The sequence below is a fragment of the Lysinibacillus sp. JNUCC-52 genome, from assembly GCF_015999545.1.
GTDB lineage: Bacteria > Bacillota > Bacilli > Bacillales_A > Planococcaceae > Lysinibacillus.
The window spans coordinates 2,139,086-2,154,381 of sequence record NZ_CP065546.1; the positions used below are offsets into that span (position 1 = coordinate 2,139,086).

The following is a 15,296-nucleotide window of genomic DNA, read 5'->3' on the forward strand; positions in this document are numbered from 1 at the left end:
CCTCGCTGTCGCGAGGCTTGTGGCTTACTATTTTTGCATTGTGAGCAGGAGTCACCCCACCCTCATTCGTAGCGACGGCAGCAACGGCTACATTAGTAGCATCTGCTATCGTACCAGTGGCTTCTGCAGCAGGATTTACAGATGTAGCAGGAAACGACCACGAAGTAGCAATCAATGCACTATCTGATGCAGGTATCATCAATGGATACGCTGACGGCTCATTCAAACCAAACCAAACAATTAACCGCGGTCAAGTGGTTAAATTATTAGGTCGTTATTTAGAAGCACAAGGCCAAGAAATTCCAGCTGACTGGAATACAAAACAACGCTTCAACGATCTACCAACATCAGCTGAAGCTGAATTAGTAAAATATGCTGCACTTGCGAAAGATGCAGGCGTATTCGCTGGTTCAAATGGTAACTTAAACCATACACAAACTATGCAACGTCAACAAATGGCAGTAGTTTTAGTACGTGCTATTAAAGAAATCGCTGGCGTAGACTTAGTTGCTGACTACAAAAAAGCTGGTTTCGTAACTGAAATCTCTGACCTAGAAAAAGCTTACTCTGCTGAACAACGCAATGCGATCGTTGCTTTAGAATACGCTGGTATCACTAACGTATCTAACTTCAACCCAGGTAACAGCGTAACTCGCGGACAATTCGCTTCATTCTTATACCGCACAATCGAGAACGTTATCAACGCTCCAGTTGCAGGTGTAAAAGACATTAAAGCTGTTAACAACACAACTGTTGAAGTAACATTTGACGAAGAAGTTGATAACGTACAAGCTTTACACTTCTTAATCTCTGATCTAGAAGTGAAATCTGCTGCTGTTAAACAAACGAACAAAAAAGTAGTTGTATTAACTACTGCAGCTCAAACAGCTGACAAAGAGTACACTGTATCTCTTGGCGAAGATAAAATCGGTTCATTCAAAGGGATTGCTGCGGTTGTGCCTACGAAAGTGGAATTTGTAGAACAATCAATTCAAGGTAAACTTGGTCAACAACTAACACTTAAAGCGCAAGTGACAGTTCCAGAAGGTCAAACTAAAGCGGGTATTCCTGTGACTTTCTTCATCCCTGGTTCTACGAACGGTGTGAAAACTCCAGTAACAGCTGAGGCTGTTACAGATGAAAACGGAGTTGCTTCTTACACTTATACTCGTTACGCAGCAACAAACGACACTGTAACTGTTTATACAAGCGGTGATCGTTCTAAATTCTCAACTGGTTATGTATTCTGGGGTGTTGAAACAATTCTAACAATTGAAGAAGTAACGACTGGTTCTTCCATCAACAACGGCGCGAATAAAACTTACAAAGTAACTTACAAACACCCGGAAACTGGTAGACCAGTATCAGGTAAAGTATTAAACGTATCAGTTAAAGAAAATATTGACGTTACGGTTGATAAATTACAAAACGTTACAGTTAATGGTGTAGCTGTAGTTCAAACTAGTGATAACAACACAAGAGCTGCACAAGTTACAACTGATTCTAAAGGTGAAGCTACATTCACTGTTTCAGGTTCTAATGCTGAAGTAACGCCAGTCGTATTTGAAGCGACTCCTGTAACAGTGACTAACCCAAATGGTACAGTTACAACAACTGGTTACGATCAAAAATACACTGCAGATACATTACAAGCATCTGCTGCGAAATTAACATTCGGTGCTATTCAAGCTGCTTACTCAATTGAAGTAACTCGTGATGGTGGCGAAGTGGCAGCTACTGGTGTAATGAACGGTCGTAAATATAACATAGTAGTGAAAGATAAAGATGGTAAAGTGGCAGCTAACGAAATTGTTAACGTTGCATTTAACGAAGATATTGACGGGGTAATCTCTACCGTTACTTCTGCACAATTCGTAAAAATCGAAAACGGCAAACAAGTTTACGATGGGAAAAAAATCACTGTTAGAACAAACGCAAAAGGTGAAGCAAGCTTTGTCATCGCAAGTGATACTGTAAACTCTTATGCTACGCCAATCGTTTGGATTGACATTAATAACCAAAGTGGTAAAGATGCAAACTTAGATAAAGGTGAACCTTCAGCAGTTGCACCAATTTCATACTTCCAAGCACCATTTTTAGATGGTTCAAAGTTAGTTTCTTACAAAGGTGCTACTCAAACTGACAAATTTGTTAGTGGGGAAACTGCAACATTTAAAGTACAACTTACAAACCAAAGTGGTAAAGTAGTACCGAATTCTGGTTACACAACGAAAGATGTTACGTACACTGTTTACAACACTGGTGCAAATAATGTAAAGGTTGGCGATGTTGAAATCGCTCCAAATCGCGTGCATACATTAGTTGCTCCAAGCGGTGAAATCAACGTTACTACTGTAGATGGTAAATCTTCTTCTGTAAAAGTTCTTGCTACTGGTGTAGCTAAAGAAACGAACGGTAACAAAGAATTTGCATTCACTTCAAAAGAAGCAACTGCAACATTCACTTCTTCAAAAGAAGTAACGAACCTATTTACTGGTGATATTCATTCATTCGATACAGAAAAAGAAACTGTCGTATTTACAGATGGTTCCGTTCTAAAAGATGCTGTGAAATATGCTGGTGAAACGGATAAAAAATATGAATACAGAAATATAAATCGTGCACCACTTTCTAAAGATGAGTTTGTAAACATTCTTAAAGGGGCAATTACAGGGGTAAAAGTAACTTATGAAGTGAAAGATAATACGGTAATATTCAATGTTATTTCTGTAAATGCTGGTGGGTCTAAGCCTATAGATACTGCTGGAGGAAAAGCAAATGACACTACTTCTGTTACAACGGCAAAAGGAAAAATTTCTGTAGCTCCTGCTTTAGCCACAGTTGGTGCTACTGATGCTGCTGAAACAAAACTTGAAGCTGTAAAAGCACATGTAACAAAAGAAGTGAATGATACTTCAGTAAATGTAACTGTAGTAGAATCTTCTACAACAGGAACTTATACGGTTACGTTATCTAAAGGAGCAAGTACAGATACAGTAATTGTGACACCACAATTTGGTCAAAAATTAACTGCTGCTCATATCACTTCATCAATTGCAGTGAACAGCAACAGTAAAGATTTAGATCTTACAATAATGTCTACACTTGCTGGTTTCACAATTGCTAATATAAATCCAGATGCTCAAGATGCTCTTGATATTACTACAGGTTATAACAATAATGTAATTACTATTTCTAAAACATCTGGTGGTACTACTAAAGGTTCTGATAGCACAGCTTCTACTGAAGACCCTGCTAATATGAAGAATAGAACTTTAAAGATTCACTTTGAAGCTCAAGCTACTGATTATATTAAAGAGAAGTTCACAGCAACTATTATAATTGATGATAAGGGTAACCGTACTACAAAAGTTGAGGTAGCTACTTGATAAAATAAAAAAAGAATAGTCACTTCATTGGCTGACTAGTTCAATGTAATAAGTGAGAATGAAAACCCATGTCTTGTGTTTAGCAATACATTGGGTTTTCTTTCTAAATACAAATCTTAAATAAAGTAAATTTTTCAATACAGTGAAATTCTAATAACATATCAATTTATCTTCTGTTCCCTCGCAATATGTTGCATAGTTCCAACATTCATTTTTTATAGAAGTTGTAACAAAGGGAAGATAATTTTAATTCGAAGGGAAAGAAGTGAAATAATGGGGACAAAACAAGGACAAGCCATTGCGCTAGGTAATCGCTTAAAAAGGCTACGCCATAAGCATCACTTAACGATTGCTGGGTTAGCTGATTTATTAGGCATTTCGCATAGTTATGTAGGTTTTATTGAAAATGGTTCAAGAAATGCATCTGAAAAAGTATTGAAAAAGTATGCGGATTTTTTTCAAGTGTCATATGCAGAATTAGCTGAATTACAATTACAACTAGAATACCCTACGCAAATAGAAAATCCTCTTACATTAACAGATGAGATGATGGAATTAAATAGTTTATTAATGAAATTAAATGAGGATTTTCGATCTTCAATTATAGAGGACTTTAAGGAGCAAATACAACAGACACTATATAATCTTCTAACGCCATACACTATTGCGGATATAAAAAAATACATTACGAAAATAAAAAATGATTGGTTTTCTGAATGTGAGGAACCGCTGACAGAAATAAAAAACTACAAGGGCTATATTGCCTTATCGAGTGAGCAATTATATTTTGAATTATATGTAGAGCACAGTGTATTACATGTTCTGCTACTATATTGCGATAGAAAACAACGAACACTTTTTGAAAATTGGTTAGGTGATTGTTCCATCTCTTATCAGACTGAGGAAAATTTACAGCACATTAGCGAACCTCAGAAAATATTAAATATACTATGGTTAAGTCCCAATATGTCCTATCGACAACAATATCAATATTTAGTAACAAAAGAGCTACTTTCTTTGGAGTTAAACTATTTTGATGCAAAACTAAATTGGTTTGTTCATAATTACGATAAGCATAATGCAATGCAAGACATACAAGAAAACATTAGCTAAGGAGCTGAAATCTCTTTGATTTTCCATTCAGACTTTGATTTACCTAAATACTTAAAAAAGTTTCTTCAACATCTAAAAAGAAAGTACTATTCAGAAGAAACCATTATTGGCTATGAAAATGATATAAAAAAATTCTCATCATTTATTTACCAATTATATGATGGTCAAATCTTAACAGATGAAATATCGAAAGATGACATCTTAGAATATCTAGATTTTTTAGGTAACCAAGATTATAAACCTAACTCTATTAATCGGTATTTTTACGGTTTAAAGGCATTTTTCAAGTATCTTGTTATCGAGTTGGACTTTAAAGTCGACCCAACAATCGGTATCTCTACTCGAAATGTTTACGTCCCTTTACCCGAAATATTAGATATAGATGAAATGGCATTAGTATTGTCTACAGCCAAAGAATACTCTGAGTTTTACCATGTATTAATCAGCTTGCTATATTATACCGGTTCAAGAATAACAGCTGCTCGAACGTTGTTAAAGGAAAATGTAGATATAAAAAATAATAAAATATACTTCCCACGGATTAAAGGCGGAAGAGATTTGCATTTACCATTACATCCTAAATTGCATCAAATATTGATAGATTATTTACACAATACCAAAGACAATGGATCAGACTATTTATTTCCATCTCCCGTAAGCCGGAACATGCCAATAAGCGGCGTAGAAATTCGTATCAAATTGAAAAGGATCGGGTCACAATGCAATATTACAAAACGTTTAACTCCACATGTTATCCGTCACTGTACCGCAACTCATTTAACACTACTCGGTGTAGACCAACATTATATTGCTACTTTGCTTGGACATACTGACTCTCGCTCCACTGCACGTTATCAACATTTGAAAGTAGATGATTTGAGATCAGCTATGAAAAAGTTGAAATGAGAATAAAACAGCGAATATTTATTCAAATATAACAATAAATATAACAGAATCAAAGCTTAGAAACCCACCAGTAAAACTGGTGGGTTTGACAACGCGTAAAACGCTAGCTTACTACCTCATGTCTCACGACATTCTGAAAGGTCCGCCAACCGAATGCTTTTTTCTGCTTCCAGTTATTTTATTCACAATTAAAAGGGTCAACGATATCATTCATTGACATTTGATCATAGTGTATATCTTCTTGTAATTGTCTTTTGATATACCGATGAATCATATTTCGATTTCGAGCGACTGTATCCACTAAGTATCCTCGACACCAAAATTGACGATTGCCCAATTGGTTCTTTACACTAACATATCGGTCGAAAATCATGACGCTACTTTTTCCTTTTAAATAGCCCATGAATGCTGAAACACTTAGTTTCGGAGGAATTTTCACAAACATATAAATATGATCCGGGCACGCTGCTGCTTCAACAATTTCTACACCTTTTCTTTCACATAACTGCCGTAGTATTCTTCCTATTTCCGCTTTGATTTGACGATAAAATTCTTGTCTTCTATATTTCGGTACGAAGACGATATGATACTTACAATTCCATGTTGTATGTGCTAAATTTTTACTATCCATTAAGACTCCTTTCGTACAAAGTCGGTTGACTAGACCTGATTTTATTGTACGATTGGAGTTTTTTTTTTGTCTATAGGTAAAAGTTTTTGGGAACTCCCTGCATAGCAAGGCTTTTAAAGCAGAAAAACTCTACCGAGATTAAATCTCGATAGAGTTTTTTTAATACTTAACTTGAATATGAAAGAAATTAAGTGGCAACAAAAGCATCACCATTTCCATATACTGTACCAAACAAATTAGTTAAACTTATATACCTTATTAATTAACTAATTTAACAACCCATGCAGAAGTATTTGTATCCCAAGATACATTTACTTTTACATCTTTTCCGATGTACTCACCTGCATCTGCACCTGTTACTGTTAAAGTAGCTGCAAAAGTATAAACTCCTGTTTTTACAGACGTAAGATCAACAGCATCACCATTGTCATCAACAACAGTTAATTTAATAGTGTTTGTAGAAATTGCTCCTGTAACTGCATCAGTTGCAATTGTAGATGCAATATTAGTTAAAGCACTTAAATTAACAGAATTTCCTCCTACAGTATTTGTAGTTTCTGTAAATGTTACAGTTAATTCATTATTATCAGTACCAGCTTGAGCTACCGCTACAGAAACAGTTGGAGCAGCTTTTGCTACTAATTTAGCAATTGCAGCATTAATTGCATCTGCCTTAACATTCTTTTGGTTAACAGTTCCTTCTGCTAAACCAAGTGCTGTATTTAACGCTGTCCAAGTAGATGCTTTATAATCAGCTTCTTTTTTACCTTTAGCTGTATCTACTGCATCTGCTAATTTTTTCGTTGCTGCTGCTTCAGCTGCTTGTTCAGAAGAAATAGTTACCAGTTGATTGATTGCTGCAGCGATAGCTGCTGTTTTTGCTTGAACTTCAGTTACATTAGTTTCAGGTAATGCATCAGCAGTTGTTTTAGCTGATGTATAAGCTGCCCATGAAGCTGCTGTATAAAGAGCTTGGTTTAATGCAGCTGCTTCATTCTTTTTAGCTGCTAATGCTGCTTTAGCTTCATCTAATAACTCAGCTGCAGTTTTATCAACAGATAAGCTGATAATATTAAATTTGTAAGTGCCATCAGTTTGCTTTGTAACTGTTACTTGAGCTTTTTTACCTGCTACAACAGATTTTAAAGCTGCTACAAATTGTGTTTTGTTAATCGGTTGATTTAATTCATTATAATATGAACCATTATCATAGCTAATTGCATTGTAGCTATCAATTGTAATTTTTTCAGAAGCTTCATTAATAGCTGTTACATAACCTGTATGAATAGATGGAATTTCTAGGCTTGATGCAAAGCTTAAAGAAGCAGTTTGGTTTGGTAAGCTTACTTGAGAAGCAGAAGCTTGAACAGATACGCTAGATGTAACGTGCATTGAAGTAACGTTAAGTACTGCTTTACCTGCTACTGAGTTAACTTTTACAGTTTCAGTTGTACCAGCTTTAACTGTTTTTCCTACAAGTCCATTACCAGAAACTACAACGTCTGCAAATTGAGCAGTTACTTGGTAAGCTACTTCGTATAAACCAGTACCTGCATAGTAATCAAATCCGTTTTGATCAACTGATTGATATTCGAAGTATGCAGTTTCTGAACTTGGTAAAGTAGTTACTTCTTTACCGCTAGCATTAACAACAGATAATTTAGCGTTTGCAATTACTGCATCTACGAAGTAAGTAGTTTCACCTACAGTTTGTAAGTCCGCTTTATCTAATCCAACTTCTTTACCGTTTTCTAAGTAAACTGTTGGAGCAGCAAATGCATCACGTACGCCCTCTAATTTAAATTTCGCTTCGCCTTTAGAACCTGTAACTTCAATTTCAAAGCGAGTGTTTTTGTTTACAGCAGCATTACGTTTGCCATCTGCACTGAAGATTGTAACAGCTTTATCTGTGCTGTAGCTTCCATCAGCAAATGTTACATAAGCTTTAGTTCCAGCTGGAGCAACTTTACCATCTTTGTCAGTAACAGTTACAGTGTACTCACGTCCACCATCACCAGTACCTTTGTTGTTTAGGTTAGCAACGTTTTTAGCAGCAGCATTTTGAACACCTTCAGCTTTAACAGTTAAACCTAATGTATGGTTTAGTGCGAATTTAACAGTTGGAGCAGATGCTTGTAAAGCAGTGTTTGTGTATTTACCAACTTTATTAGTAGATTCGTCTACGAATACGATTGGAGTAACAGAAGCATTAGAACCAGTTAAAGTGAATGTTGCTTCACCATTGCTGTTAACTTTTACTTTTACTACATTTACGCCACCAGTTGTTACTTGAGATGGGTAATCAGCATTTCCTACAACACCAGTATCAATAACTTTAACGTCACGAACTAGTTTATCAGGAGATACGTCAACGTTTTCTGCAAATGCTACGTTTACATAGTTGTAATCAACTGTGTTTGATGTGCCAACATATTGCGTGTTGTATGCATCAGTTTTGATTTTGTAAACTTTTTTAGAGCCATTTGCTAATTCGTTACCAGTTGTAACTTCAGTAATAGATAGACCTTCAGCCCAATATACTTTACCAGAAGCATATACAGATGATCTGTCAGTAGCATAAGCAGTTACACTGTCGTTATGTTTGTAGTAACGAGTGTATGAATAAGTAGCAACACCATCAGCGTTTGTGTAAGCAACTTTTTCAATTTTTTCATTTAATTGGTTGTTTGTGCTGTTAGCGATGTTGAAAGTTACTGGAATACCTTCTTTAGATTGACCTTCTGGTACAGTAACTTCAGCTTTTAACGTTACTTCTTTACCAACTGTACCTTGTACAGATGGAGTTGTAAGTTTGATAGCTGTAGGCACAACCGCAGCAATCCCTTTGAATGAACCGATTTTATCTTCGCCAAGAGATACAGTGTACTCTTTGTCAGCTGTTTGAGCTGCAGTAGTTAATACAACTACTTTTTTGTTCGTTTGTTTAACAGCAGCAGATTTCACTTCTAGATCAGAGATTAAGAAGTGTAAAGCTTGTACGTTATCAACTTCTTCGTCAAATGTTACTTCAACAGTTGTGTTGTTAACAGCTTTAATGTCTTTTACACCTGCAACTGGAGCGTTGATAACGTTCTCGATTGTGCGGTATAAGAATGAAGCGAATTGTCCGCGAGTTACGCTGTTACCTGGGTTGAAGTTAGATACGTTAGTGATACCAGCGTATTCTAAAGCAACGATCGCATTGCGTTGTTCAGCAGAGTAAGCTTTTTCTAGGTCAGAGATTTCAGTTACGAAACCAGCTTTTTTGTAGTCAGCAACTAAGTCTACGCCAGCGATTTCTTTAATAGCACGTACTAAAACTACTGCCATTTGTTGACGTTGCATAGTTTGTGTATGGTTTAAGTTACCATTTGAACCAGCGAATACGCCTGCATCTTTCGCAAGTGCAGCATATTTTACTAATTCAGCTTCAGCTGATGTTGGTAGATCGTTGAAGCGTTGTTTTGTATTCCAGTCAGCTGGAATTTCTTGGCCTTGTGCTTCTAAATAACGACCTAATAATTTAACCACTTGACCGCGGTTAATTGTTTGGTTTGGTTTGAATGAGCCGTCAGCGTATCCATTGATGATACCTGCATCAGATAGTGCATTGATTGCTACTTCGTGGTCGTTTCCTGCTACATCTGTAAATCCTGCTGCAGAAGCCACTGGTACGATAGCAGATGCTACTAATGTAGCCGTTGCTGCCGTCGCTACGAATTTTTTGTATTTCTTTGGTTGGTTAGCCATAGAAAAATTTCCTCCTCTAAGTTCAAAAATTATGTCTCTACTACATAGTTATGTAGTAAATAAACAACTACACATAAAAGTATAGTTGCATCCCTAAAAGTTGTCAATCATATTTTGGGAAAATTACTAATTGGTTTCCGGAAAATAGTGGACATCGAACTCTCTTTTACCATTGTCGGCTATCTGACGCTTTTTTTCAAGTGAAAATATGCAACTTTTCCAACAAAATCTAATTTTCTACCATTCTATTGTTCATATTTTCTAGAATGATCTAAAATAATGGATAATTAAGTTAAATGATAATACGAAAAAAGCTCAAGCATATAAATGCTTGAGCTTTTTTCGCTTGGGCTACCAACCGTTGTTTCCTTGCAGGGAATTCTATTATTTCATAGAGGAAATTCCTATACACCTACAGTCTAACACTTTCAATTTAAAACGACAATACCAATTTTTAAAAATTATTGACGTTTTTGCCTTGCCACTTCCAATAAGAAAAGTGGTAGTGCGATCTGACGCTTGATGCGCTTAGGTTCTTTCATTAATCGGTAAAACCATTCAAGGCCAAACTTTTGGAAAATTTCCGGAGCACGTTTGACTGTACCTGCCAACACATCAAACGATCCACCAACACCTTGGTAAATCGTTGGGTGCAAACGGTCACGATTGGCGTTAATCCAATTTTCCTGTTTAGGACTTCCCATTGCAACAAATAGTAAATCCGGTTGGGCTTCATTAATACGATCGATGACCTTTTGTTCGTCCTTTTCATAGCCGTCCTGTACGCCAACTATTTTAATAGAAGGAAATAGTGATTCTAGCTTTGCTTTTGCTGCATCGGCAACACCAGGTTTACCTCCGTAAAGGAAAATTGGCTTGCTTCTTTTTGCAGCTTCCTCACAAAGCTTCATCATCATATCGACGCCTGTAACACGTTCACGAATTTGCCCTTTTTGAATTTTTGAGGCAAGAATAACACCAATACCATCTGGAATTTGAAATTCTGCTTCGTTTAATAGCTTTTTTAGTGCTGGGTCTTCTTTTGCTTTGATAATTTTTTCTGGATTGATGGCAACAACGAGCGCTTTTTGTTTGTGTTCAATGCGCTCAAATGCCATATCCATTAATTCATCGTAGCCTTCCGTATTGACGTTAATGCCAAGTACTGTTTCTTTCATCGGTTTTTCGCATCCCCTAGTAAGTGGAACTGGAAGCCAGCCTCTTGCCATTTTTCACGGTTTAAGCAGTTTTTCGTATCAAAGACGATTTTTGTTTTTACAGTAATGTCCGCTGCATCATATGCTTTGAACTCATTGTGATCTGTTAACACAACAATGATGTCTGCATCTTTTGTTGCTTCTACTAAGCTTTGTGTTTGTGTAGCATGTTTGTTTTCTTTAATGTGTGGATCATATGAAATCACATCTAAGCCTAAATTTTGTAGCTCATCAATAACGATTGTTGATGGACTTTCACGCATATCATCAACGTTTCCTTTGAAGGCTAGTCCAAGCACAGCTACTTTGCCACCTGCGATTTTGTTTTCATTTAAAATTGCTTGTGTTTTTTGTGCTGTAAATCTTGGCATGCTGTCATTTGTATTACGTGACATATGAATAATTTGTGCTTGCTCCCCACCTAGCTCAACTAGGAACCATGGGTCTACTGCGATACAGTGTCCACCTACACCAGGCCCTGGAAAGTGTACATTTACACGTGGGTGATAGTTGGCAAATTTAATTGCTTCCCAAATGTTTACGTCTAATTTTTCAGCCATTTTTGCAAGCTCATTGGCAAAAGCAATATTGACATCACGGTATGTGTTTTCCATTACTTTTACTAATTCAGCTGTTGTTGCATCAGTTAAGTGGATTGTGCCATTTACAAATGTTTGGTAAAGCTCTTTTGTCATTTGAGATGATTTTTCATCAATCCCACCAACAATACGATCGTTGTTCACTAATTCTTCAAAAATACGACCAGGAATTACGCGTTCCGGTGAATGTGCTACAAATAAATCAACGCCAAACTCTAAGTTTGCTTTGATTAGCTCAGGTAGCATAACGTGTTCTACTGTTTTCGGTGGTACTGTCGATTCAAGAATTACTAAATTTCCTTTTTTCACGTAAGGCACAATCGATGCCGTTGCTTGACGTACATATTCTAAATTCGCTGTATTGTCAGGGTTAATTGGCGATGGTACTGCCACAATGAAAACATCCGCTTCTTGTGGTGTCGTTGACGCTGTTAAGAATCCTTCATCTACTGCTTTATTTAGGCGTTCTTGTAAACCGTTTTCTTCAATATGAAGTTTTTTCTCTTGAATACTTTTTACTGCTGCTGGGTTTACGTCAACCCCATGTACTTTTATGCCGTGGTTGGCAAACATTACAGCCGTTGGTAATCCGATATAGCCAAGTCCAACGACACAAATTGATTTCGTCATTCTCTATTCTTCCTTCCGTTTCAAAAACGAGTAGTAAATTTTTATATGGTCATTAAAATGCATTTTCACATTTTTGTTCTGCATTATAGTATACATCTTTCAAGGGAAAGTGTGAATCAATTTGTTATTTTGCAGTATTTTCTGTGTGTGATTTACATATTGTTGGGTTTATCGTAGGTTTTTGGGAGTTGATTTATTGGTTTATCGGCGATTCGTGGACTTCTATCGGCGATTTACTTGGGGGTATCGGCGATAAATCCGCTGCTATCGGCGATTTATTCTGTTTTACCGGCGATTTTGGGACTCCTATCGGCGATTCAAACAAACCAGACAAATTGTACTTCGTATATTTGCCTGCGTTACGCCATGTTTGTAAAGATTTTTGTAACAAGCGTTTAGCAATATACTCACTATCAATTTTCAAAAACTCACGACAGTCCCTGTTCGTTATCGTCTCTCCAACAAGCATGTAATAATCTTTTAGTGCTTGTACATGTGCATCGGTAGATTGATGCTGACAACTCTGACAAAACCAAGTTCTTTTCAGCTTTCCCATTCCAAAGCGCCCACAATTTTCGCAAAAAACGCCTCTTTGTAAAGCATTAGGATCAATTTGATAATATCGGCAAAGCGGATAAGGCTTTTTGTGTTGTAATTGTGACAAAATTATATTTGTTATTTCAGTCGTAGCTATCCCCTTATTTTTCACTATTAGCCTATGCAAATACATTGGGAGTTCTCTTCCCATTACTATCGGTAGCCCTTCACCTTCACGAAGTATTTCTACATTATTAAAGGGAAAAACAATTGCTCCATATATTGGTATCACAATATCATGCTCGTTAAGAAATTGGTGCATTGCCTGAATATACTGTTCGAGCTGAATTTCAGGATGCGTAAAAACTTGAATTTCTCCTGTATCTACAGTACGAATTAACTGGCGTGGGTCATTTTTGAAATGCACAGTACCACGTATATTTTTAATTTCTAATATAATAATACCGCTTGATGTAATGACTAAAATATCAATTTGCATGGGGAGTACCGTAGGGAGCATCACATTGTGGAAGATGTGACAGTTACTGAGCTGTGGCAACTTTTCTAGCTCTTTCAAAATATAATGTTCTGCAAAATCGCCTGCTTCCTTATTTTTCAGCTCCTGTTGTAGGGTTGTGAACTGCGGATGTGAAGGATGCAATCGTCGAACAAGCGCTTGCAATCCCAATGTCAGCGATGATGGCGCAAAAGGTTTAACAATCAATAACTTCACCCCTTTTCTTTTTACTATAACAGCATAAACGTTGTATAAAAATAGGGTGTTTGAAATTAAAAATTTACTGTGGTTTACGGGTATTAAACTTGTTAAATCTTATGGTTTACCGGCGATTCACCAACTTCTATCGGCGATTTCTACCGCGTCATCGGCGATTCGTGGGCTGCTATCGGCGATTTACCTAACGTTATCGGCGATTCCATCAAATTCAAAAAAACAATAAGGAATCGCCATTAGTATCTGGGATTCCTTATTGTTCCGCTTTCTAGCAATTTTAAAATGGATTGTGCCTGTTGCATGTGAAGTGCTAGTACATATTGGCTTGCTTGTAACAAAATTTGTGATTTCACCATATTCATCATTTCCTTCGCGATATCAGCATCGCGAATTCGGGATTCCGCAGCAGTTAAGTTTTCTGCTGTATTCATGTTGGCATTATAGGCATGTTCCAGTCGATTTTGGTATGCACCTAGTCGCGACCGCTCAGACGATACTCGCTTTAATGCCTCGTCCATTGTTGAAATCGCCTTGTTTGCATCATCTCGTGTTGCAATAGAAGTAGTGTCGTCTAAACCGAGTGCCCCAGACCCCATATCATTAATGAACAGCTCAATGTTTTGCCCCGCATTTGCACCTGCTTGAATTTTGATGCCATTCGTCGAATAATCACCATTTAGTAAAGTTTTCGTATTAAACTCAGTATCTTTAGAAAGACGTTGAATTTCCTTTTTTAGCTCTTGAAATTCCTTATCGAGTTGCTGACGATCATTATCTGTTAGCGTATCATTAGACGCTTGCACTGCTAGCTCTCTCATTCTTTGAATCATTGCATGTGTTTCATTAAGCGCACCTTCAGCAGTTTGTACAAGTGAAATGCCATCTTGTATATTTTTCGATGCCATATTTAATCCGCGGATTTGGGCGCGCATTTTTTCAGATATGGCAAGACCCGCCGGATCATCGGCTGCACTATTAATACGATAGCCAGTAGAAATTCGCAGCATCGCCTTGCTCATTGCACTATAATGGTTATTCATATTATTTAATATCGACATTCCCGTAGCAGACCACTTTCCAAGCATCTTCCCACCCCCTTGCGAACAGTATTTCTATTTATATCGGTGTCAGCCAATTGCTTTCAAGTACTATTGGTAATAAATCCAAATAATTGAAAATCGCTGTAATTATCTTTATTAATTAAACTGTTAAAGCACCCGCTTCTTCTTCCTGAAAAGTGGGTGCTCATTTGCTGTACCTTGTATTCAATTTTTATTAACCTCCGAATTGTGTGCTCTTTTGATGTAATAGCTCATAAAAGAGAGCTTCATTGTAGTCTAATAATGCTTGATCTATTAAATAGTCAATATTTTTTTGCTCAATTTCTGTAATTAGCTGATCTATCTCACCAACAGTTGCGGAAGAGACAAGGGGTAACTGTGGCTTTGGTGTAGCGCTTTCAAGAATTGGCGTTAAATGTTCATGGACATTTGTAATGAGTAATAGTTGATAAAGCGGTAATCGAATAAAACGATTTCCTTTTTGGAAAACAAATACCTCAGATAAATTTTCGATTTGTTGTGTATGCAAGTTAATAATCATTTCTTTCCCTTCGATTGGAATGAAATGAAAAATCTCATTCTCTTTTAATATTGAGAAATATTGATAAGCAAATACGAGACGCAATTTATCTCCAGAAATTTTCGTGTAGAACGGCTTCATATATTGAACCTGCATCATCCTTCATCCCTCCTCGTTATCTGATTATTCAGATTTTAACATAAATAAACG

10 protein-coding genes are annotated in these 15,296 nt (G+C 36.8%); 3 read left to right on the top strand and 7 right to left on the bottom strand.

The window, feature by feature from the left end; translation table 11 throughout:
- Window positions 1-116: 116 nt before the first annotated feature.
- The 3 genes from JNUCC52_RS10730 (at window position 117) to JNUCC52_RS10740 (ending at window position 5,408) form a co-directional block, all read left to right on the top strand.
- Window positions 117-3,389, top strand: a complete 3,273-nt coding sequence (locus JNUCC52_RS10730) for an S-layer homology domain-containing protein (protein WP_337982082.1) — start codon at window positions 117-119, stop codon at window positions 3,387-3,389.
- Between the two features lie 273 nt (window positions 3,390-3,662).
- The gene (locus tag JNUCC52_RS10735; protein ID WP_337982083.1) at window positions 3,663-4,502 is read left to right on the top strand and encodes a helix-turn-helix domain-containing protein; all 840 of its coding nucleotides are present in this window, start codon (window positions 3,663-3,665) and stop codon (window positions 4,500-4,502) included.
- Window positions 4,503-4,517: 15 nt separating this feature from the next.
- Window positions 4,518-5,408, top strand: coding sequence for a tyrosine-type recombinase/integrase (locus JNUCC52_RS10740; RefSeq protein WP_337982084.1), 891 nt, complete (start codon window positions 4,518-4,520; stop codon window positions 5,406-5,408).
- Window positions 5,409-5,586: 178 nt separating this feature from the next.
- Here JNUCC52_RS10740 and tnpA read toward each other — a convergent pair whose 3' ends face one another.
- The 7 genes from tnpA to JNUCC52_RS10775 form a co-directional block, all read right to left on the bottom strand.
- Window positions 5,587-6,039: an IS200/IS605 family transposase gene (tnpA, locus tag JNUCC52_RS10745; RefSeq protein WP_337982085.1), complete on the bottom strand. Its 453-nt coding sequence runs from the start codon at window positions 6,037-6,039 to the stop codon at window positions 5,587-5,589.
- Between the two features lie 258 nt (window positions 6,040-6,297).
- Window positions 6,298-9,789: an S-layer homology domain-containing protein gene (locus JNUCC52_RS10750; RefSeq protein WP_337982086.1), complete on the bottom strand. Its 3,492-nt coding sequence runs from the start codon at window positions 9,787-9,789 to the stop codon at window positions 6,298-6,300.
- A 461-nt stretch (window positions 9,790-10,250) separates the two neighbouring features.
- On the bottom strand, window positions 10,251-10,967 hold the full coding sequence (locus tag JNUCC52_RS10755) for a WecB/TagA/CpsF family glycosyltransferase (protein ID WP_173478584.1): 717 nt from the start codon (window positions 10,965-10,967) through the stop codon (window positions 10,251-10,253).
- Window positions 10,964-12,235 (bottom strand): nucleotide sugar dehydrogenase, encoded by a 1,272-nt coding sequence (locus JNUCC52_RS10760; RefSeq protein WP_337982087.1) that lies wholly within the window; start codon window positions 12,233-12,235, stop codon window positions 10,964-10,966. The genes JNUCC52_RS10755 and JNUCC52_RS10760 overlap by 4 nt, the downstream gene beginning before the upstream one ends.
- Before the next feature lie 193 nt (window positions 12,236-12,428).
- Window positions 12,429-13,496, bottom strand: coding sequence for a nuclease-related domain-containing protein (locus tag JNUCC52_RS10765; protein ID WP_337982088.1), 1,068 nt, complete (start codon window positions 13,494-13,496; stop codon window positions 12,429-12,431).
- Window positions 13,497-13,741: 245 nt separating this feature from the next.
- A complete protein-coding gene (locus tag JNUCC52_RS10770) occupies window positions 13,742-14,590 on the bottom strand; it encodes a flagellin N-terminal helical domain-containing protein (RefSeq protein WP_173478586.1) in 849 nt (282 codons plus the stop codon).
- Between the two features lie 190 nt (window positions 14,591-14,780).
- On the bottom strand, window positions 14,781-15,245 hold the full coding sequence (locus JNUCC52_RS10775; protein ID WP_173478587.1) for a transcriptional regulator: 465 nt from the start codon (window positions 15,243-15,245) through the stop codon (window positions 14,781-14,783).
- Between the last annotated feature and the right edge of the window lie 51 nt (window positions 15,246-15,296).

Bases quoted from the DNA above. Each gene is read 5' to 3' on its own strand.
- JNUCC52_RS10735 (WP_337982083.1), top strand. From the start codon at position 3,663: ATGGGGACAAAACAAGGACAAGCCATTGCGCTAGGTAATCGCTTAAAA.
- tnpA (WP_337982085.1), bottom strand. From the start codon at position 6,039: ATGGATAGTAAAAATTTAGCACATACAACATGGAATTGTAAGTATCAT.
- JNUCC52_RS10750 (WP_337982086.1), bottom strand. From the start codon at position 9,789: ATGGCTAACCAACCAAAGAAATACAAAAAATTCGTAGCGACGGCAGCA.
- JNUCC52_RS10755 (WP_173478584.1), bottom strand. From the start codon at position 10,967: ATGAAAGAAACAGTACTTGGCATTAACGTCAATACGGAAGGCTACGAT.
- JNUCC52_RS10760 (WP_337982087.1), bottom strand. From the start codon at position 12,235: ATGACGAAATCAATTTGTGTCGTTGGACTTGGCTATATCGGATTACCA.
- JNUCC52_RS10770 (WP_173478586.1), bottom strand. From the start codon at position 14,590: ATGCTTGGAAAGTGGTCTGCTACGGGAATGTCGATATTAAATAATATG.
- JNUCC52_RS10775 (WP_173478587.1), bottom strand. From the start codon at position 15,245: ATGATGCAGGTTCAATATATGAAGCCGTTCTACACGAAAATTTCTGGA.